This window comes from Streptomyces sp. NPDC003327 (assembly GCF_053589515.1).
This window is the reverse complement of the sequence record NZ_JBSFSA010000012.1, coordinates 20,274-40,495: the sequence shown is the minus strand read 5'-3', so window position 1 is coordinate 40,495 and position 20,222 is coordinate 20,274. Positions and strand designations below refer to the sequence as shown.

The following is a 20,222-nucleotide window of genomic DNA, read 5'->3' as shown; positions in this document are numbered from 1 at the left end:
CGATAAATCGGCAGTATTACTGTCCCGTACCGCCGGTAGCACCCCCGGAGGTGGAGCCGGTGTCGGTGCTGCCGACGATGTCGGAGACCCAGCCGGTGAAGGACGAGATGCCGTCGCCGATGGCCTCCCAGTAGCTCTTGCCCTCGGCGATCCAGCTCTGGAGCGGGGTCAGCTCCCAGATGAGCCAGCCGGCGACGACGAAGAGGACGATCATCACCAGACAGCCCTTGAGGCAGCCGAGCCCGGGAATGCGCACCGGGTTGGCGCTGCGCTGACGCGGCGGGCGCGGCTCGCGGCGCGGCGCGGCGGGCGCGGGCGCCTGGGGCGGCGGTTGCGGGGGCGTGTACTGCTGCTGGGGCGGCGCGTACTGCTGCTGCTGCGGGGCGGGGGCGTACTGCTGGGGCGCCGGGTGCTGCGGCTGCTGGTACGGCTGGGGGGCGGGCCGCTGGGGCGCCTGGTGCTGCTGCTGGTACGGCTGGGGCCGGCCCTGCGGCGGCCGGGGCGGCTGCTGCGGCTGCTGGGGCTGCCGCTGGGGGCGGCGGCGCAGCGGGTCCTCGCTCGGATCGAGGTACTGCACCTGCGTCTGCTCGTTGCGGTCCCGGGCGGCGCGCAGCTGGTTCTGCCAGGGGTGCGGCTCCTCGCCCGGCGGGTTCTGCGGTACGGGGGGCATGACGGCGGTCGGGTCGGCGCCGCCCGCGGGGCCGCGTCCGCCGGGGCCGCCCGTGGGCAGCACGGCCGTCGGGTCGGCGGCTCCGGCCGGTCCGCCGGTCGGCAGGACGCTGGTGGCGGCCGCCGGGTCGTACGAGGCGCCGGCGGAGCCGCTGAGCAGCACCTGGGTCGCCCCGGCCGGGTCCGCGCCCGGGGTCTCCGGGACCGGCGCGGGCGCCGGGTCGGGGGCGAGGAGCGCCCCGACGCCGTCCGCGGCCTCGATCTGGGCGGGCGTGGCGTGCACGCCGATGCCCGCGGCGACCGTGCGCAGGGCGCGCGCCAGGTTCACGGCGCTCGGCCGCCGGTCCGGGTCCTTGCTGAGGCAGCGCTCTATGACCGTCCACAGCGGTCCGGGAACCGTCGAGGGACGGCGGGGCTCCTCGCTGAGGTGGCGGTGCAGCACTTCGAGGGCGGTGCCGCCGGCGAACGGCGGGCGGCCGGTGACCAGCTCGTAGAGGAGGATTCCGGCGCCGTAGATGTCCACGGCGGAGGTCTGCGGGCGGCCCTCGGCGGACTCCGGCGCGACGTACGCGGGCGTGCCGACGAACTCGTGGGTGCGGGTGAGGCCCGGGGAGTCGGCGAGGCGCGCGATGCCGAAGTCGGTCAGCATCGGGTGCATCTCGCCGCCCTGCTCGGCGAGCAGGACGTTCGCCGGCTTCAGGTCGCGGTGGACGACGCCGTCGGCGTGGCTCGCGGCGAGCGCGTCGGCGATCTGCGCGGTCAGGAGGGCGGCGGCGACCGGGGTCAGCGGGCCGCTCTCCCTGATGTACCGGTGCAGGTCGGGGCCCTCGACGAGGTCCATGACCAGGGCGAGGACGTCACCCTCGACGACGAGGTCGCGGGTGCGCACGATGTTCGGGTGGGTGAGCCGCAGCAGCACGGACCGCTCGCGCAGGAAGCGCATCACGATGTCCGCGTCGTTGGCCAGCTCCTCCTTGAGGACCTTGATCGCGACGGTCTCGCCGGGCTGGCCCGGAACGGCCGCCTCGGCGCCCGCCGTCTCCCGCTGGCGGGCTCGCCAGACGGTGCCCGTGGCGCCGCGGCCGAGCGGCTCCTCGAGCAGGTACTTGCTGCCGATAGGCCGCACGTCACGCGCTCCCTGCTGATCGTGGTCCTGGGGTGTCCGGTCTGCTGCTCCCGGTCCCTGTCCTCTGTTGTGTGACCCGTCCGGGTGTCCGACCCACTTTAGTGCCGCCGAACGGGTCACCGGCCGGTCGTCCACAGGCCGGATTCCACTGTTTCCTGTCCGGAAGAAGACGCTCCGCGCGCCGCCGGGGTTGCCGGGCACGTTCCCCCGGCATGCCCAATCAGGCACTTTTGCGTCCACGGGCGACCAATCAAGATCACGTGAGGGTGACCCGGGGGCGGGTTGTCGGTGGCAGGTGCGAGGATGCACCCAGCACGCCGCATCGGTTGGGGTCGGGAGCCCCCGCGCCGTGCCGACCTGTACCGGGCGACGCGTCCGTGCCGGGTGGGGGGAGAGACAGGGCGGTTCCCCTGCCGGGCATGTCGCGCAGAAGGGACCGCTGACGGCGATGCAGATCCGGCTGACCGTCCTCGCGCCGCACGCCGGCCACGCCGCCGGCCGTGCCTGCGACGTGCTCGTCACCGCCCCGGCCGGGACGGCGCTCGCCGCCGTGGCCTCCCAGCTGGCCGCGGCCGTCACCGGCCCCGACTCCTCCGCCTCCGGCACCACCGTGCTGTACGCGGGCGGGGAGCGCCTCGACTCCCGCCGCTGCGTGCTCGGCGAGCCGCCCCTGGTGGACGGCGCCGTCCTCTCGCTCCAGACACCCGGCCCCGACGACCGCGTCGACACGGCCGCCACCGCCCGGCTGCACGTCGTCGCAGGACCGGACGCGGGCGGGGTGCACCTCCTGCACGGCGGGCGGATCAGGATCGGCCGCTCCGTCGAGGCCGACGTGCCGCTCGACGACCCGGACGTCTCCCGCGCGCACTGCACCGTCACCGTCGGACGGGACGGCCGGGTGACCGTCGCCGACCTGGGCTCCACGAACGGCACGACCCTCGACGGCGCCCCCGTCGGCGACCGCCCGGTCCCCCTGCGCCCCGGCTCCCTGCTGCGCCTCGGCGAGTCGGCCCTGCGGCTCACCGGCCCGGGCGAGGAGCCCGGCGGCCCGCGGACGCGGGCGACCACCCCCGACGGCGAGGGCCACCTGCGGATCGCGCCCGGCCCCGAAGGGGCGCGCACGGAGCCCGACGGCCCGGCCCTCGGGACGGGCGGCGCCCGGCCCCTGCCCGAGGTGTACGAGCCGGACCCGGGCGCCACGCACGGCGGCGCGCGGGGCGTCCGGTTCGACGAGGGCCCCGGCGCCTCCGGCCACACGCGCGTGGAGGACGCCGACGACCATGGGGCCGGGGCCGGCGGCTCCGACGCGGTCGAGGCGCACAGCAGGACCCGGCAGCCCGGAGCACCCGCGCGTGCGGGCGGCACCGGGGCCGTGGGCGGCGGTGGCAGGCGCGGCCTGGGCGCCTGGGCCCGGCGCCTCGCGGGCGGCCGCGACGAGCCGGCCGCCCCCGCCACCGGGATGCCCCCGGGCTCCCCGGCCGCCGCTTCCACCGCCGCGCGCCAGGACGCCCACGACCCCGGCACCGGCTCCGGCTCCGGCTCCGACTCCGACCTCGCCTCGGCGCCCGCAGCCGGCACCTGGCCCGACCCGTCCGCCGTCCTCCTCACCGCCCTCGGCCCCGGCCCCCGCCTCTGGGAGCGGGGCCCGCACCACCCCGAGGCCCTGGTCGTCCGGCTCGGCACCACCGACCGCGCCGAGCTCTCCGGGGTCCCCGTCACCGTCGGTCTCCGCGAGGCCGGCTCCCTCGGCCTCGCCGGGCCCGCGACCCGGCTCGCCGGACTCGCCCGCTCCGTCGTCGCCCAGCTCGCCGCGCTGCACTCCCCCGCCGACCTGGAGATCGTGCTGCTCAGCGCCGACCGCAACCGCCCCCTGGAGGAGCGGCGGCGCGCCTGGGGCTGGCTCGGCTGGCTGCCGCACGTCCGCCCGGCGCACGGCCAGGACTGCCGGCTGCTCCTCGCGTACGACCGCGAGCAGGCCCAGGCCCGTACGGCCGAGCTGACCCGCCGCCTGGACGAGGGCCCGCTCGGCCCCGCCTGGCCCAGCGCCGACCGCGCGGCCGTCGCCGAGGCCGCCGCCCGCCACGACGGACCGAGGACCCTGGTCGTCGTGGACGGCGACCCCGGCTCGGCGGCCCTCCGCGAGACCGTCGCCCGGCTCGCCGGGGCCGGAGCCGCCGCGGGCATCCACCTCGTGTGCCTCGCCGAGGCCCCCGCGGCCTCCCCCGTCTCCCCGGTCGCCGCCACCTACGAGTCCGCGTGCGCCGCTTCCCTCGCCTTCCGCGAGTGCGGGGCCGCCGTGCTCCTCAGCGGGGACGTGGCGACCGCCCTGCGGCTGCTCCGCACCTCCGGCGGGCGCGTCGCCGGGCACGGCACGGTCGGCGTCGTCGACGCGGTCTCCGTCGCCTGGGCGGAGCGCTTCGGCCGCGCCCTCGCCCCGCTGCGTACGGAGACGGGGTCCTCCTTGAACGGCCGGGCCGCCGCCCTGCCGCCCAGTGCCCGGCTCCTCGACGAGCTCGGCCTGGCCCGCGCGACGCCCGCCTCGCTCATGGCCCGCTGGGCCTCCGCCGGGGACGGCACGGCCGTGCTCGGCGCCGGTCCGCACGGGCCGCTGTCCGTCGACCTGACGGCGGAGGGCCCGCACCTCCTCATCGAGGGCCCGGCCGGAAGCGGCCGCACCGAACTGCTCCGCTCGATCGCCGCCTCCCTCGCCGCCGGGGGCCGCCCCGACCGGCTCGGCCTGCTCCTCGTCGACGGCGCGGGCGGCGAGCGCGGCGAGGGCCTCGCGGCCTGTACGGAGCTGCCGCACGTCACCGAGCACCTCGTGGCCTCGGACCCGGTCCGGATGCGGGAGTTCGCCCAGGCGCTGGGCGCCGAACTGAAGCGCAGGGCCGAGCTCCTCGGCGACGGCACCTTCGCCGAGCGCCGGGGCGCCCGCTCGGTGATCGGCCAGCGGACCCCGAGCGCCGCCGAGTCGATGCCGCAGGGCGCCCGCGCGACGGCCCGCGTTCCGGACGCCCCCACCCTCCAGGACCGCCCGAGCAGCCGCACCCTCCGCACGGGCAACGGCCCGGTCGGCTCCTTGCCGGGCACCCGCCGCCCGTACGCGAACGAGCCCGAGGGCCGGAGCAGTGGCCGGGCCCCGTACGCGGGCGCCGACGACCTGGACCCCCGCACCAGCGGCCGGACGCCGTACCCGAGCGCGGAGGACGTGGGCGGCCGCGCCAGCGGCCGGACGCCGCACCCCGGCGCCGACGACCTGGGCGGCACACCCAGCAGCCGCCGCTCCTACCCGGCCGCCGGCGAGGCGGAGAGCCGCGCCGGCGGGCGCATCCCCCGCCCGGGCGGGGCGGACAACGTGGGCGGGCGCGGCAGTGGCCGGACCCCGTACCCGGGGGGCGACCTCGGCGGCCGGGGCAGTGGCCGGACGTCGTACCCGGGCGGCGCGGAGGACGTGGGCGGGCGCGCCAGCGGCCGAACGGCGTACCCCGGCGCCGACGACGTGGGCGGCACGCCCAGCAGCCGCCGCCCCTACCCCGGCGCAGGCGAGGCCGAGGGCCGCGCCAGCGGCCGTACGGCGTACCCGGGCGCGGACGACGTGAGCGGCCGCGCCAGCAGCCGGACCGGATACCCCGGCGCCGACGACCTCGGCAGTCGTGCCGGCGGGCGCATCCCCCGCCCCGGGAACCCCGGCGGCGCCGGCGACCTCGGTGGCCGGAGCAGTGGCCGCACCCCCCACCCGGGCGCGGACGACCTCGGCGGCAGTGCGAGTGGGCGCGTCGGCGGGCGGATTCCGCGGCCCGGGGACGGGGCGCCGTACGACCGGGCCAGTGGGCGGACCCTCCGGGTCGACGACGAGCAGGAGGGCGGGCCCGGCGCCGCCGACGCGTTCCTCGGGGACACGCCCAGCGGGCGGCTGCCCCTGCGGGACGCGGGCGGCCGCGCCCCCCGCGCAGCCGAGGGCGGCGACCGGGGCGAGACGGGCCCGCTGCCGCGGCTCGTCGTCCTCGTGGACGACTTCGACGCGCTCGTCGCGCCCGCGCTCGGCGCCCCCGGCAGGCCCGCCGCCGGGTCCGTCGTACGGGCCCTTGAGGCCGTCGCCCGCAACGGCGAGCGGCTCGGGGTCCACCTCATCGCGACCTCGTCGCGCCCGGACCGCACCGCGGACACCGAGCTGGCCCACGGCGCCCGGCTGCGGATCGTGCTGGACGCGCCGCCCGTGGCGCCCGGCCCGGACGTGCCGTCTCCCGGACGGGGCCGACTCGGTCACCCGGACGGCCGGGTGACGCCGTTCCAGACGGGTCGCGTGACCGGCCGGATCCCGCGGACGGCGACGCTCCGCCCGACCGTCGTACCGCTGGAGTGGGAGCGGATGGGCGACCCGCCCACCCGGCGCCCGGTCCGCGAACTGGGCAACGGGCCGACGGACCTGGCCCTGCTCGCCAGCGCCCTGGACCGGGCGGCCCGGTCGGTGGAGGCCACCCCCGTACCGCCCCTCACCCACGCCTGACGCGCGTCCGACGCGCACCTGACGCACCACCGGCCGCACCCGCACCGCACCCTGACTGGACGTCACAAGCGAATCACGATCACCCACGTGACACGGGAGGCGGTATTGCGGGGCTCCGAACCCCGGCGTAGACCTGTCGGACGGGACAGCTACGCGCACGAAAGAGACGGGGCAGCGATGCGTACAACTCTTCGTCCACGCAAGGCCGCAGCGACCTTCACGGCCCTCATGGCCGTCACGGCGCTCGCCCTCACCGCCTGTGGGGAGGAGCCGGCCAAGGACCCGGACCCCGGGCCGACCGGGGCCACCGCACCTGCGGACGGAGCCCTCAAGGGCGAGAAGATCGAGGTCGCCGCCGTCTGGACGGGACCCGAGCAGGAGAACTTCACCAAGGTTCTGCGGGAGTTCGAGAAGCGGACCGGCGCGACCGTCACCTTCGTGCCGGCGCAGGACCCGATCGTGAACTTCCTCGGTACGAAGATCGCCGGCGGCTCCCCGCCGGACGTGGCGATGCTGCCGCAGGTCGGTGCGATCCGGCAGGCCGCCGCCCAGAAGTGGATCAAGCCGGTCGGCCCGGAGGTGGAGGCGGCGCTCGCCGCCAACTACTCGCGCGGCTGGCAGGAGCTCGGCGCGGTCGACGGCACCCAGTACGGGGTGTACTTCAAGGCCGCCAACAAGTCCCTGGTCTGGTACAACACGGCGGCGTTCGAGAACGCGGGCGCCACCGAGCCGAAGACCTGGAAGGACTTCCTGGCGACCGCCGAGACGATCTCGGCGTCCGGCGTCACCCCGGTCTCGGTCGGCGGCGCGGACGGCTGGACGCTCACCGACTGGTTCGAGAACGTCTACCTCTCGCAGGCGGGCCCGGCCAAGTACGACCAGCTGGCGAAGCACGAGATCAAGTGGACCGACCCGTCGGTGGCCGCGGCCCTGAAGACGCTCGGCGAGCTGTTCGGCAAGCCGGAGCTGCTGGCGGGCGGGACGAGCGGCGCGCTCCAGACGGAGTACCCGGTCTCGGTCACGCAGACGTTCACGGGCGGCGACCAGCCGAAGGGCGCGATGGTCTTCGAGGGCGACTTCGCCACCGTCAACATCGCGCAGACGAAGGCGGAGATCGGCAAGGACGCGAAGGTCTTCCCGTTCCCGACGGTCGGCGCGTCCGGCACGGCGCCGGTGGTGACGGCGGGCGACGCGGCCGTGGCCCTGAAGGACACCAAGGGCGCGCAGGCGCTGCTCGCGTTCCTCGCCTCCCCGGACGCGGCGAAGATCTGGGCGGCCGAGGGCGGGTTCCTCTCGCCGAACAAGAACCTGGACCCGGCCGCGTATCCGAACGACGTCCAGCGCGAGATCGCGAAGGCGCTGATCGGGGCCGGTGACGACTTCCGCTTCGACATGTCGGACCAGATGCCGCAGTCCTTCGGCGGCACGCCGGGCAAGGGCGAGTGGAAGGCGCTCCAGGACTTCCTGAAGAACCCGAAGGACGTGGCGGGGACGCAGGCGCGCCTGGAGGCCGATGCGGCGAAGGCGTACCGGAACACGCCGAAGAGCTGAGGCCGCGCCGATGCCACGCGCAACAGCACGGACGACGGCAGGGCAGACGACGGCAGGGCAGACGGCGGAGGAGCGGACGGCGGAAGGCCGAACGGCGGGAAGGCGAACGGCGGGAAAGCGGACTTCGGCGACGCAGGGCAGGAGCCGTGCGGTCGCGACGGCCTTCCTGCTCCCCTCCCTGCTCCTCCTCGGCGCGCTCGTCGTCTATCCGATCGGCTACTCGGTCCGGCGGTCGTTCTTCGACTCCTCCGGCGGCTCCTTCGTCGGCCTGGACAACTACCTGGCCCTCGTCACCGACGACTCGCTCCGCACCGCCGTCCGCAACAACCTGGTGTGGCTGGTGGTGGCCCCGGCGGTGGCGACCGCGCTCGGTCTGATCTTCGCGGTGCTGACCGAGCGGGTCCGCTGGGGCACGGCCTTCAAGCTGGTCGTCTTCATGCCGATGGCGATCTCGATGCTGGCGGCCGGGATCATCTTCCGGCTGGTCTACGAGCAGGACCCGGACCGCGGCATCGCCAACGCGGTCTGGGTCGGCGTCCACGACACCTTCGCCGAGTCCTCCGTCTTCCCGCGGGCCCGGCCGCTGCCGGTGCATCCGCTGGAGGCGGCGGGCGGCGGCGCGTACGTGACGAAGGAGCCGGTACGGGCCGGGGTGCCCGTGCTGCTCCCGCTGGTCGGCGTGGCGCCCGCCGACATGCCGGAGGGGGCCCGTCCCGCCCGCGCACCCGACTCCGGCCCCGGGTCTCCGGCCCCCTCGGCCGGGGACACGATCAGCGGCACGGCGTGGCTGGACTTCACCCGGGGCGGCGGCGGGAAGCCGAACGTCGTCGACCCGAAGGAGCTCGGGCTGCGCGGCCTGCGGATCGAGGCCGTGCGGGACGGGACGGTGGTCGCCACGGCCACGGCGGCGGCCGACGGCACGTTCTCGCTGCCGGCCGACCGCGCCGAGGGGGCCGTGCTCCGGCTCCCGGAGAGCAACTTCCGGGAGCAGTACAACGGCGTCGAGTGGCTGGGCCCCTCGCTCGTCACGCCCGCGGTCATCGGCGCGTACGTGTGGATGTGGGCCGGGTTCGCGATGGTGCTGATCGGGGCCGGGCTCGCGGCCGTGCCGCGCGAGCTGCTCGAAGCGGCGCGGGTGGACGGGGCGAACGAGTGGCAGGTGTTCCGCCGGATCACGGTGCCGCTCCTGGCGCCCGTCCTCGCGGTCGTCCTCGTCACGCTGATGATCAACGTGCTGAAGATCTTCGACCTGGTCTTCGTGATCGCGCCGGGTTCGGCGCAGGACGACGCCAACGTCCTCGCGCTCCAGCTGTACCGCTCGTCCTTCGGCACGGACGCGGACCTCGGGATCGGCTCGGCGATCGCGGTCGTCCTGCTGCTGCTGGTCCTGCCGGTGATGGCGGTCAACGTCCGCCGCATGCGAAGGGAGTCCCGCAGGTGAAGTCCGTCGCCTCCCGGCTCGCGGCGAAGGCCGCGTCCGGCACCGTCCGGGTCTTCCTCGTCCTGGCCGGCCTGTTCTGGCTGCTGCCGACGATCGGGCTGCTGTTCTCCTCGCTCCGCTCGCCGTCGGACATCGCGTCCGACGGCTGGTGGCGGGTGTTCACCGCCCCGGCCCAGCTGACCACCGAGAACTACACCCGGCTGCTCTCCAACGACACCTTCACGGGTTCGCTGCTCTCCACCGTCGCGATCACCGTCCCGGCCACGCTCCTCGTCCTCGTTATCGGCTCGCTCGCCGGGTACGCCTTCGCCTGGCTGGACTTCCCGGGGCGCGACTGGTGGTTCCTGGGCGTGGTCGCGCTGCTCGTGGTGCCCGTGCAGGTGGCGCTGGTGCCGGTCTCGGAACTCTTCGGCGCGGTCGGGCTCTTCGAGACGACCCTCGGGGTGGTCCTCTTCCACACGGCCTTCGGGCTGCCGTTCGCGATCTTCCTGCTGCGGAACTTCTTCGCGGAGATCCCGCGCGAGCTGCTGGAGGCCGCCCGGCTGGACGGGGCGGGCGAGATCCGGTTGTTCACCCGGGTGGTGCTGCCGCTCGGCGGTCCGGCGATCGCCTCGCTCGGGATCTTCCAGTTCCTGTGGGTGTGGAACGACATGCTGGTCGCGCTGATCTTCGCCGACTCGCAGTCGCCGCCGATCACGGTGGCGCTCCAGCAGCAGGTCCGCCAGTTCGGCAACAACGTGGACGTGCTGGCGCCGGGAGCGTTCCTGTCGATGGTGGTGCCGCTGGTGGTCTTCTTCGCGTTCCAGCGCCAGTTCGTGTCGGGGGTGATGGCGGGCGCGGTGAAGTAGCCGGCAACAGGGGCCGGCCCTCCCCCGGGCCCCTGTTGCCTGCGCCCCGACCCACCAGCACCGCGGCCTGCCCCGCCTACGCCCGGAGCGCGGCGACCGCCGAGCGGGCGAGCCCCTCCACGTACCCCTCGGGCGGTGCGGTCCTGACGACGGCCAGGCGCCAGTAGAGCGGGCCGACGACGAGGTCGAGGGCGCGGGCCGGGTCGGTGCCCTCGGGGAGTTCGCCGCGCGCGACGGCCTCGTGGACGATCCGGGCGACGACGCCGCGCTGCGGGTCGAGCAGCGCCGCCGTGACGGCCTCGGCGAGTTCGGGGTGCCGGGCGGCCTCGGCGAGCAGGTCGGGGACGATCTGCGAGGCGACCGGGTGGCGCAGGGCGTGCGCCGCGACCTCCAGGAGCGCGCGCACGTCGCCGTCCAGGCTTCCGGTGGCGGGCGCGGGCAGCCCCTGCTCGGCGAAGGCGCCGACGAGGTCGAGGACGAGCGAGAGCTTCGACTTCCAGCGCCGGTAGACGGCGGTCTTGCCGACGCCCGCGCGGCGCGCGATGCCCTCGATGGACATCCGGGCGAAGCCGACGGCCGCGAGTTCCTCGAAGACGGCGGCGCGGATGGCCTCGGTCACGTCCTCGCGGAGCACGGCGGCCCCGGCGGGGGCGCGGCGGGGGGTCGGTGGGGTCATGGACGGCATCCTAACCAACGCCCACGTCACGACGATACGGTTGCGTTCCGACGTTCGAGCGTCCTACTCTCCCCGTAGCGACGATACGGACCCGTTCCGTCGTCGTACGGGCCGACGACGCCCGCGCCCCTCGTCGAAAGCGCCGCACATGACCACCACGAGCCTCGCCCCGCCGCCTGGAAAAGCCCCCGGGACCGCACCGGCACCACCCCGCGCGGCGGTCCCCCCGCCTGAGGACCTGAGGGCGCTCGCCCTCCGCCACGGCCTCTCCGTCAGCGGCGCCCGCCCCGCCCTCCCCGCGTACGTCCGGCAGCTCTGGTCCCGCCGCGACTTCATCGCCGCCTTCGCGACCGCCCGGCTCACCGCCCAGTACAGCCAGGCCCGGCTCGGCCAGGTCTGGCAGGTGATGACCCCGCTCCTCAACGCGGCCGTCTACTACGTGATCTTCGGGGTCCTGATGAACGCCCGGCACGGCGTCCCCGACTACGTCCCCTTCCTCCTCACCGGCGTCTTCGTGTGGACCTTCACCGCCGACACGGTGATGACCGGGACCCGGGCGATCAGCGGCAACCTCGGCCTGGTCCGCGCCCTGCACTTCCCGCGCGCCGCCCTGCCCCTCTCGCTCGCCCTCCAGCAGCTGCAGCAGCTCCTGCTCTCGCTCGGCGCGCTCTGCGTGATCCTCCTCTGCTGCGGCCAGTTCCCCGCCCGGAGCTGGCTGCTCGCGGTTCCCGCCCTCGGCTGCCAGGCCCTGTTCAACGCGGGCGTGGCGCTCGCCCTCGCGCGGATCGCCGCCCGCACCCCGGACGTCAGCCAGCTGATGCCGTTCGTGCTGCGCACCTGGATGTACGCCTCCGGCGCCATGTGGTCGATCCGGAACCTGGCGGACAGCGGCCGCTTCCCGGACGCCGTCGTCCTCGCCCTCCAGTGCAATCCGGCGGCGGTCTACATCGACCTCGTGCGGTTCGCTCTGATCGACAGCCACCCGGCGGCGCAGCTGCCGCCGCACGTCTGGGCGCTCGCCGTCGGCTGGGCCGTGGCGGCCTTCGCGGGCGGTTTCGTGTGGTTCTGGCAGGCGGAGGAGTCGTACGGCCGTGGCTGACACCGAGAGGACCGACCGGACCCCCACCGTCGTCGTGGACGGCGTCCACGTCACGTACACCGTGAACGGCGGCAGCGGGAACGGCACCGGCGGCGGGACCGGGCCGGCCGGCCGGGGTGCCGCCACCGCCGCGCTCGCCCGGCTGGTGCGGCGCGACCGGCCGGTCCCCGCCACCCGCCGGGTGCACGCCGTGCGGGGCGTGAGCTTCGCCGCCTACCGGGGCGAGGCGATTGGCCTGATCGGTTCGAACGGGTCCGGCAAATCCACCCTCCTGAAGGCCGTCGCGGGCCTCCTGCCCGTCGAGCGCGGCCGCGTCTACACCCAGGGGCAGCCGACCCTCCTCGGCGTGAACGCGGCCCTGATGAACGACCTGACGGGCGAGCGCAACGTCATCCTCGGCGGCCTGGCCATGGGCATGAGCCGCGCCGAGGTCCGCGAGCGCTACGACGCGATCGTCGAGTTCTCCGGCGTCAACGAGAAGGACGACGCGATCTCCCGCCCGATGCGGACGTACTCCTCCGGCATGGGCGCCCGGCTGCGCTTCTCGATCGCCGCCGCCCGGAGCCATGACGTCCTCCTCATCGACGAGGCCCTGTCCACGGGCGACGCCCGCTTCCGCCGCCGCAGCCGGCAGCGGATCGACGAGCTGCGGGCCGAGGCGGGGACGGTCTTCCTGGTCAGCCACGCGAACGTGACGATCACCGAGACCTGCGAGCGGGCGCTGTGGCTGGAGGCGGGGACGCTGCGGATGGACGGCCCGGCGGAGGAGGTCGTGGCGGCGTACGAGGAGTTCACCGGGGCCGGGTGACCCCACCGCCCGAACCGGTTCACCGAACCCGTTCACCGAACCCGTTCACCGGAGCGGTTCACCGGTACGGCCGGAATAAGCGGAGCAAAAGCTGCATACCGCCCTAAGGTCGGAGGGTGACGAACGATCAGCCGCACCCTCCTCGTCCGGGCACGCCCCCGCCGCCCTCCCTCACCCGCTCGCCCTTCGCGTCGGACACCTTCACCTCCGCCACCTTCGTCACGGTCGGCCACGGCCCCCGGATCGCCCTCGGCACCGTCTGGCTGCTCACCCGGGTCGGCATGCTCCTGCTGCTCCTCCGCGACAACCTCGGCGTCGGCGGCGTGGGCCGGGAGGTGTACCTCCTCTACCGGTACTGGTACGGCCAGTTCGCCGACGGCACCTTCCCGCCCGGCGACCCCACCTGGCAGTACCCGCCGGGCGCGGGCCTGGTGATCATGTCCCCCGGCCTGCTGCCCTGGCTCACCTACTTCCAGGCCTTCGTCGCGCTCACCCTCCTCGCCGACGCGGTCGTGACCCTCGCCCTCGCCGTCGCGGACAGCGAGCGCCTCACCCACGGCGCCTGGGTATGGGTCTGCGGCCTCCCCCTGCTCCTGCACCTCCCCCTCGCGCGGTACGACGTCCAGGCCACCGCCCTCGCCGTCCTCGCCCTCCTCGCCCTGAAGGCCCGCCCCACCGCCACCCACCCCCGGACCGCCGCGCACCGCCTGGGCGGCGCGCTCGCCGGGCTCGGCGCCCTCGTCAAGGTGTGGCCGCTGCTCACCCTGATCGGCACGCCCCGGGGCCGTACCACCCGCGAGGCGTGGACCGCCGCGGCCGTCACCATGGGCGCGCTCCTCGCCGTCCTGGCGCTGTTCTCCTCCGACTCGCTCGGGTTCCTGCGCCAGCAGGGGGCGCGCGGCATCCAGATCGAGTCGCTCGGTGGCACGGCCCTCGCGCTCGCCCGCGCCACCGGCGGCTGGGCGGGCACGGTGGAGCTCCGCTACGGCGCGTACGAGTACGTCGGCCCGTACGTCTCCAGCCTCGGCCACCTGGCCCTGCTGTTCACGGTCGCCGCCCTCGGCTGGCTGCTGCTCTGGCGGCTGCGGGCCCACCGCTGGAGCCGGGCGACCCCGCTCGACGCGGCCCTCGCCGCCGTCCTGCTCTTCACCGTCACCAGCCGGGTGATCAGCCCCCAGTACATGATCTGGCTGATCGGCCTCGGCGCCGTCTGCCTGACCTCGCGCGAGACCGTGATGCGCCCGGTGGTGCTGCTGCTCCTGCCGGCCGCGGCGCTGAGCTCGCTCGCGTACCCCGTCCTGTACGGGGAGATCGCCGCCGGCACCCCGACGGGCCTCGCCGTGATGGTCCTGCGCAACGGCCTGCTGCTCGCCGCCGCCCTGCTCGCCGCGCGCCGCCTCTGGACGGCGACGGTCACCCCGCCGCCCTCGGAGGAGTGACCGCGCGGCCCACCCCGGGCCGCGGACCCCGAGGAACGACGGAGGGCCCCGCCGGACGCACCGGCGGGGCCCTCCGCTGACGGGCTTCGACTAGCTGTGGGTGCGCAGCAGCGTGCGCATCGTCCGCATGGCCACCGACAGGTTCGCCAGGTCGAAGGTGTCCGAGCCCTGGATCTCCTCCAGGGTCGTCCGCGCGCGGCCCAGGATCGCCGCGTTCTTCTCCTCCCAGGCCTTGAACCGCTCCTCCGGCGAGGAGGTGCCGTTGCCCGCCGCCAGGACGTCCGAGGTCAGCGCCGCGTGCGCCGCGAACAGGTCCTCACGGATCGAGGCGCGGGCCATCGACTGCCAGCGGTCGCTGCGCGGCAGCTCGATGATCCGGTCCATCAGGTCGGTGATCCGCAGCCGGTCGGCCAGGTCGTAGTAGACCTCGGCCACCGCGAGCGGCTCCTTGCCCGTGCGGTCGGCGATCGCCACGATGTCGAGCGTCGGGAAGGCCGAGGAGAACCCGGCGACCCGCAGCGCGAGCTCCTCCGGCACGCCGACCTCGGTCAGCTCGGCCAGGATCGACCGGTACCACTCCAGGTCCGCGCCGCGCAGCAGCTGCGGCAGCCGCGCCCAGACCTGCTCGACCCGCTCGGCGAAGAACTCGATGGTCTCGCCGATCGCCAGCGGCTGGGGCCGGTTGTTGAGCAGCCAGCGGGTGCCGCGCTCGACGAGTCGGCGCGAGTGCAGCCGCATCCGGGTCTGGACCTCGGCGGGGACCCGGTTGTCCAGGGCCTCGACGGCGTCCCAGACCTCGCTCAGGCGGAAGATCGCGCGCGCCGCGGTCTGCGCCCGCACGATCTCGTCCAGGGACGCCCCGGTCTCCTCGCGGAGGCGGTGCAGGAAGGTCGAGCCGCCGGTGTTGACGGTGTCGTTGACCAGGACCGTGGTGACGATCTCGCGGCGCAGGGCGTGGTTGTCGATCGCGTCGAGGAACTTCTCGCGCAGCAGCGTCGGGAAGTACGCGTGGAGCAGCCCGCGCAGGTACGGGTCGTCGGGCAGCTCGGTACCGATCAGCTCGTCGGCCACCGTGATCTTGGTGTACGCGAGGAGGACGGCGAGCTCCGGCTGGGTCAGGCCCTTGCCGCCGCTCAGCAGCTCACGGATCTGCCGGTCGCTCGGCAGGAACTCCAGGGAGCGGTCGAGCGCCCCGTCGCGGCCCAGGCGGCGCATGAACCGCTGGTGGGCGTGGAGCAGGGACGGCGACTGCGCCTCGGCGTTGGCGAGGGCGACGTTCTGCGCGTAGTTGTTGCGCAGGACGAGCGTGCCGACCTCGTCGGTCATCTCCGCGAGGATCTTGTTGCGCTGCTTGACGGTCATGTCACCTTCGGTGACGAGCCCGTTGAGCAGGATCTTGATGTTGACCTCGACGTCGGAGGTGTTGACGCCGGCGCTGTTGTCGATGGCGTCGGTGTTGACCCGGCCGCCGGTCCGCGCGAACTCGATGCGGCCCAGCTGGGTCGCTCCGAGGTTGCCGCCCTCGCCGATGACCTTGGCGCGGACGTCCTGGCCGTCGACGCGGATGGCGTCGTTGGCCTTGTCGCCGACGTCCGCGTTCGACTCGGCGGACGACTTGACGTACGTACCGATGCCGCCGTTCCAGAGCAGGTCGACGGGCGCCTGCAGGATCGCCTTCATCAGCTCGGCCGGCGTCATCTTGGTGATGCCGTCCTCGATGCCGAGGGCGGCCCGCATCGGCGCGTTGACCGGGATCGACTTCGCGGTGCGCGGGTGGATGCCACCGCCCGCTGAGAGCAGCTCGGTGTTGTAGTCGGCCCAGGACGAGCGGGGCAGCTCGAAGAGGCGGCGGCGCTCGGCGTACGAGGTGGCCGCGTCCGGGTTCGGGTCGACGAAGATGTGCCGGTGGTCGAAGGCGGCCACGAGGCGGATGTGCTCGGAGAGCAGCATGCCGTTGCCGAAGACGTCGCCGGACATGTCGCCGACGCCGACGACGGTGAAGTCCTCGGTCTGCGTGTCGTGGCCCAGCTCGCGGAAGTGCCGCTTGACGGACTCCCAGGCGCCGCGGGCGGTGATGCCCATGCCCTTGTGGTCGTACCCGGCCGAACCGCCGGAGGCGAACGCGTCGCCCAGCCAGAAGCCGTACGCCTCCGCGACGCCGTTGGCGATGTCGGAGAAGGTCGCGGTGCCCTTGTCGGCGGCGACCACCAGGTAGGTGTCGTCCTCGTCGTGGCGGACCACGTCGACCGGCGGCACGACCTCGCCCGCGACCAGGTTGTCGGTGATGTCGAGCAGCGCCGAGATGAAGGTCTTGTACGCCTCGATGCCCTCGGCCAGCCAGGCGTCCCGGTCCACGGACGGGTCCGGGAGCTGCTTGGCGACGAAGCCGCCCTTGGCGCCGACGGGCACGATGACGGTGTTCTTCACCATCTGCGCCTTGACCAGGCCGAGGACCTCGGTGCGGAAGTCCTCGCGCCGGTCGGACCAGCGCAGACCGCCTCGGGCGACCTTGCCGAAGCGCAGGTGGACGCCCTCGACGCGCGGGGAGTACACCCAGATCTCGAAGGCGGGCCGCGGGGCGGGCAGCTCGGGGATCGCCTGCGGGTCGAACTTCATCGACACGTAGGCGTGCGGGGTGCCCTCCGCCGTCCTCTGGAAGAAGTTCGTGCGCAGCGTGGCCTTGATGACGGTGAGGAAGGAGCGCAGGATGCGGTCCTCGTCCAGGCTCGCGACCTGGTCGAGGGCGCCGTCGAGCTCCTCCAGGATGCCGTCGATCAGCTCGGTGCCGGCGCGCTGCCGCTCCGGCGCCATCCGGGCCTCGAAGAGGGAGACGAGCAGCCGGGTGGTGTGGACGTTGTTGCGGAGGGTGTCCTCCATGTAGTCCTGGCTGAACGGCGAACCGGCCTGGCGCAGGTACTTGGCGTAGGCGCGCAGCACCATCGCCTCGCGCCAGGTGAGCCCGGCGGAGAGGACGAGGGAGTTGAAGTTGTCGTTCTCGGCCTCGCCGGTCCAGGTGGCGGCGAAGGCCTCCTGGAAGCGCTCGCGGGCGTCCTCGGCGAGGTAGCCGCCGCTGCCGCCGGTGGACGGCATCCGCAGGCCGAAGTCGTAGACCCAGGCCGAGGTGCGGTCGGAGCAGCGCAGCTCGTACGGGCGCTCGTCGGTCACCTCGACGCCGAGCCGGTTGAGCACCGGCAGGACGGCGGAGAGGGAGATCTGGTCGCCCGTCTTGTAGATCTTGAAGCGGCGCTCGCCGGGGCCCGCGGCGACGGGCTCGTACAGGGAGAGCGCGAAGTCCTTGCCGCTGGTGGCCAGGGCCTCCATGCGGACCAGGTCGGCGACGGCGGCGCGCGGGGAGTGGTCCGCCTTGTAGCCCTCGGGGAAGGCGTTGCCGTAGCGGCGCAGCAGCTCGGCGGCGCGCTCCTCGCCGAACTCGGCGTTGAGCGCCTCGCCGAAGCCGTCGGACCAGGAGCGGGCCGCGTCGACGAGCCGGGCCTCGATGCGGTCGACGTCGGCGTCGGTCAGCTTCGCCAGCTCGGTGCCGGGCTGGACGCGGACGACGAAGTGGAGGCGGGAGAGGATCGACTCGGTGTTCCAGGCGGTGAAGTCGACGCTGGTGCCGCCGAGCTCCTCCTTCAGGATGTCGATGATCCGCAGCCGGACGCGGGTCGTGTAGCGGTCGCGCGGCAGGTAGACGAGGGCCGAGAAGTAGCGGCCGTACTCGTCCTGGCGCAGGTAGAGCCGCAGCCGGCGGCGCTCCTGGAGGTACAGGACGCTGGTGACGATGGACTGCAGCTGGTCGACCGGGGTCTGGAAGAGCTCGTCGCGCGGGTAGGTCTCCAGGATCTGGAGCAGGTCGCGGCCGTCGTGGCTGTTGGGCGAGAAGCCGGCGCCCTCCAGGACCTCCTGGACCTTGCGCTTGACGACCGGGACCCGGCGGACGGACTCGGTGTAGGCGGCCGAGGAGAACAGGCCGAGGAAGCGGCGCTCGCCGACGACGTTGCCGTCGGCGTCGAACTTCTTCACGCCGACGTAGTCGAGGTACGAGGGGCGGTGCACGGTCGCGCGGCTGTTGGCCTTCGTCAGGATCAGCAGCTTGTGCTCGCGGGCCTTGGCGCGGGCGTCGGCGGGCAGCCGGCTGAACGACGGCGAGACGGGGTGGGCGTGGTGGCCCTGGTCGTCGCCGCTGTGGTGCGGGTCGGAGCGCAGGATGCCGAGGCCGGTGCCGGGGACGGCGGACAGGGCGTCGCCGTCGACCAGCTCGTACTCGCGGTAGCCGAGGAAGGTGAAGTGGTCGTCGGCGAGCCAGCGCAGCAGCTCGCGGGCCTCCTCGACCTCGGTGGGCCGCAGGTCGGAGGCGGTGGGCTCGTCGGCGAGGCCGTCGGCGATGCGCAGCGCGGCGTCGCGCATCTTCTCCCAGTCCTCGACGGTCTCGCGGACGTCGGAGAGGACGCGCAGCAGGTCGGCGGTGATCTGCTTGAGGTCGGCGCGGTCGGTCTCGCGGTCGATCTCGACGTGGATCCAGGACTCGGTGATCGCGTCGTGCGGCAGCTCGCCGTGGATCTGCGCGGACAGGACCTCGATGAGCTTGCCGGTGACGTCACGGCGGACGAGGACCTGCGGGTGGATCACGACGTGGATGCCGCGGCCCTGGCGGGACAGCTCGTTGGTGACGGAGTCGACCAGGAAGGGCATGTCGTCGGTGACGACCTCGACGACGGAGTGGCTGCTCGTCCAGCCGTTCTCCTCCACCGTGGGCGTGTGGACGCGCACGTTCGCGGTGCCCTGCGGGCGGTTCTCGGCCAGCCGGTAGTGCGAGAGCGCTCCGCCGAAGACGTCCACCGGGTCGCGGTCCGTCAGGTCCTCGGGCGCGGTGTGCAGGTAGTAGCGCTGGAGGTAGTCGAGCACGGTGTCCCGGTCCGGGCCCGCGCCGTCCCCGCCCGTCGGAAGTCGCCCCCCGACCGGGCTGTGCTCAGCTACCCGGGCGGCCCTCTCGAGCAGCTCGGCCTTTGCTTCGTCCAGCTTGGTCTGCATGTCCTCTGGCTCCTGTCGCGCGCCGTTGCGTGACGTCGGTGGAAGAAAGGGCACAACGCCACGACGCGGTGATTCCGGTCGAAGATGACGTTATGCCCGAATGAGAGACGCCCGGATCGTTCTCGGCCACGGAGCGCGGCTCTTCCGGACGAACAGGATCGGCGAACGCACAGGCGACCCGGCCGCTTCCGCGGTCCGGGCGGCAGCCGGGGGCAGCATCGCCCCCGCGGCGTATCGCGCTGATCACGGGAAAAGCCTATCGCTCCGGACCCCCGGGCCGTCATGGTCCGTATGTGTACAAAAGAGGGGGTGGAAGTTTGACGTTATGGACAGCGACACATGTCCTCTTGGCACAGCGCGTCGGGGCGGGCAACGTGGAAGCCGGCACGGCGGACCAACCATCTGTGATCTGGGAGAGCCATGGCGAAGATCCTGATCGTGACGGGCGACGCGGCGGAGTCCCTCGAGGTGATGTACCCGTACCAGCGGCTCCTCGAAGAGGGGTACGAGGTCGACATCGCCGCCCCGGCCCGCAAGACCCTCCGGTTCGTCGTCCACGACTTCGAGCCCGGCTACGACACGTACACCGAGAAGCCCGGCTACACCTGGCCCGCCGACCTGGCCTTCTCGGAGGTCGATCCGGGCGCGTACGCGGCGGTGGTGATCCCGGGCGGCCGGGCTCCCGAGTACCTGCGCAACGACCCCGAGCTCCGCAAGATCCTGAAGTCCTTCTTCGACGCCGACAAGCCCGTCGCCCAGATCTGCCACGGCCCGCTCCTGACTGCGTCGGTCGGCGCCCTGGAGGGCCGCCGGGTCACCGCGTACCCCGCGCTCGAACTCGACATGCAGACGGCCGGCGCGGAGTTCCAGGACTCCGCCGCCGTGGTCGACGGCCTCCTGGTCTCCTCCCGGGCCTGGCCGGACCACCCCACCTGGATGCGCGAGTTCCTGAAGGTCCTCCGCACCGCGCGGTGACGGCGGCGGGGTGGGGGTGAGCACCCGGTCGGCACACCCCCGCGCCCGCGCA

General features: G+C 74.1%; 11 protein-coding genes. 8 read left to right on the top strand and 3 right to left on the bottom strand.

Annotated elements, in window-relative coordinates:
* Window positions 1-16: 16 nt before the first annotated feature.
* Window positions 17-1,795, bottom strand: coding sequence for a serine/threonine-protein kinase (locus ACWDVG_RS13605; RefSeq protein WP_451699267.1), 1,779 nt, complete (start codon window positions 1,793-1,795; stop codon window positions 17-19).
* Between the two features lie 448 nt (window positions 1,796-2,243).
* On the opposite strand from ACWDVG_RS13605, the gene ACWDVG_RS13600 reads away from it, so the two are divergent.
* The 4 genes from ACWDVG_RS13600 to ACWDVG_RS13585 all read left to right on the top strand — a co-directional run bounded on the left by ACWDVG_RS13600 (window position 2,244) and on the right by ACWDVG_RS13585 (window position 10,142).
* On the top strand, window positions 2,244-6,302 hold the full coding sequence (locus tag ACWDVG_RS13600; RefSeq protein WP_451699264.1) for an FHA domain-containing protein: 4,059 nt from the start codon (window positions 2,244-2,246) through the stop codon (window positions 6,300-6,302).
* A gap of 177 nt (window positions 6,303-6,479) precedes the next feature.
* Window positions 6,480-7,853: an ABC transporter substrate-binding protein gene (locus ACWDVG_RS13595; RefSeq protein ID WP_451699262.1), complete on the top strand. Its 1,374-nt coding sequence runs from the start codon at window positions 6,480-6,482 to the stop codon at window positions 7,851-7,853.
* A gap of 10 nt (window positions 7,854-7,863) precedes the next feature.
* The gene (locus tag ACWDVG_RS13590) at window positions 7,864-9,294 is read left to right on the top strand and encodes a carbohydrate ABC transporter permease (RefSeq protein WP_451699260.1); all 1,431 of its coding nucleotides are present in this window, start codon (window positions 7,864-7,866) and stop codon (window positions 9,292-9,294) included.
* Complete coding sequence (locus tag ACWDVG_RS13585) at window positions 9,291-10,142, top strand: carbohydrate ABC transporter permease (protein WP_451699258.1); 852 nt, start codon at window positions 9,291-9,293, stop codon at window positions 10,140-10,142. Before ACWDVG_RS13590 ends, ACWDVG_RS13585 begins: the two co-directional genes overlap by 4 nt.
* Before the next feature lie 76 nt (window positions 10,143-10,218).
* Here ACWDVG_RS13585 and ACWDVG_RS13580 read toward each other — a convergent pair whose 3' ends face one another.
* A complete protein-coding gene (locus ACWDVG_RS13580; RefSeq protein WP_451699256.1) occupies window positions 10,219-10,818 on the bottom strand; it encodes a TetR/AcrR family transcriptional regulator in 600 nt (199 codons plus the stop codon).
* A 148-nt stretch (window positions 10,819-10,966) separates the two neighbouring features.
* Here ACWDVG_RS13580 and ACWDVG_RS13575 point away from each other — a divergent pair, with 148 nt between their 5' ends.
* The 3 genes from ACWDVG_RS13575 (at window position 10,967) to ACWDVG_RS13565 (ending at window position 14,164) form a co-directional block, all read left to right on the top strand.
* A complete protein-coding gene (locus tag ACWDVG_RS13575; protein ID WP_451699254.1) occupies window positions 10,967-11,917 on the top strand; it encodes an ABC transporter permease in 951 nt (316 codons plus the stop codon).
* On the top strand, window positions 11,910-12,725 hold the full coding sequence (locus tag ACWDVG_RS13570) for an ABC transporter ATP-binding protein (protein ID WP_451699252.1): 816 nt from the start codon (window positions 11,910-11,912) through the stop codon (window positions 12,723-12,725). Before ACWDVG_RS13575 ends, ACWDVG_RS13570 begins: the two co-directional genes overlap by 8 nt.
* A gap of 116 nt (window positions 12,726-12,841) precedes the next feature.
* Window positions 12,842-14,164 (top strand): glycosyltransferase 87 family protein, encoded by a 1,323-nt coding sequence (locus ACWDVG_RS13565; protein ID WP_451699250.1) that lies wholly within the window; start codon window positions 12,842-12,844, stop codon window positions 14,162-14,164.
* Window positions 14,165-14,254: 90 nt separating this feature from the next.
* On the opposite strand, the gene ACWDVG_RS13560 is transcribed toward ACWDVG_RS13565, so the two are convergent.
* Window positions 14,255-19,195 carry an NAD-glutamate dehydrogenase gene (locus ACWDVG_RS13560; protein WP_451699248.1) on the bottom strand — a complete coding sequence of 1,647 codons (4,941 nt, stop codon included), beginning with the start codon at window positions 19,193-19,195 and terminating at the stop codon, window positions 14,255-14,257.
* A 420-nt stretch (window positions 19,196-19,615) separates the two neighbouring features.
* On the opposite strand from ACWDVG_RS13560, the gene ACWDVG_RS13555 reads away from it, so the two are divergent.
* Window positions 19,616-20,170: a DJ-1/PfpI family protein gene (locus tag ACWDVG_RS13555; RefSeq protein ID WP_451699246.1), complete on the top strand. Its 555-nt coding sequence runs from the start codon at window positions 19,616-19,618 to the stop codon at window positions 20,168-20,170.
* The last annotated feature ends 52 nt before the right edge of the window (window positions 20,171-20,222 follow it).

Bases quoted from the DNA above. Each gene is read 5' to 3' on its own strand.
- ACWDVG_RS13600 (WP_451699264.1), top strand. From the start codon at position 2,244: ATGCAGATCCGGCTGACCGTCCTCGCGCCGCACGCCGGCCACGCCGCC.
- ACWDVG_RS13595 (WP_451699262.1), top strand. From the start codon at position 6,480: ATGCGTACAACTCTTCGTCCACGCAAGGCCGCAGCGACCTTCACGGCC.
- ACWDVG_RS13590 (WP_451699260.1), top strand. From the start codon at position 7,864: ATGCCACGCGCAACAGCACGGACGACGGCAGGGCAGACGACGGCAGGG.
- ACWDVG_RS13580 (WP_451699256.1), bottom strand. From the start codon at position 10,818: ATGACCCCACCGACCCCCCGCCGCGCCCCCGCCGGGGCCGCCGTGCTC.
- ACWDVG_RS13575 (WP_451699254.1), top strand. From the start codon at position 10,967: ATGACCACCACGAGCCTCGCCCCGCCGCCTGGAAAAGCCCCCGGGACC.
- ACWDVG_RS13560 (WP_451699248.1), bottom strand. From the start codon at position 19,195: ATGCAGACCAAGCTGGACGAAGCAAAGGCCGAGCTGCTCGAGAGGGCC.
- ACWDVG_RS13555 (WP_451699246.1), top strand. From the start codon at position 19,616: ATGGCGAAGATCCTGATCGTGACGGGCGACGCGGCGGAGTCCCTCGAG.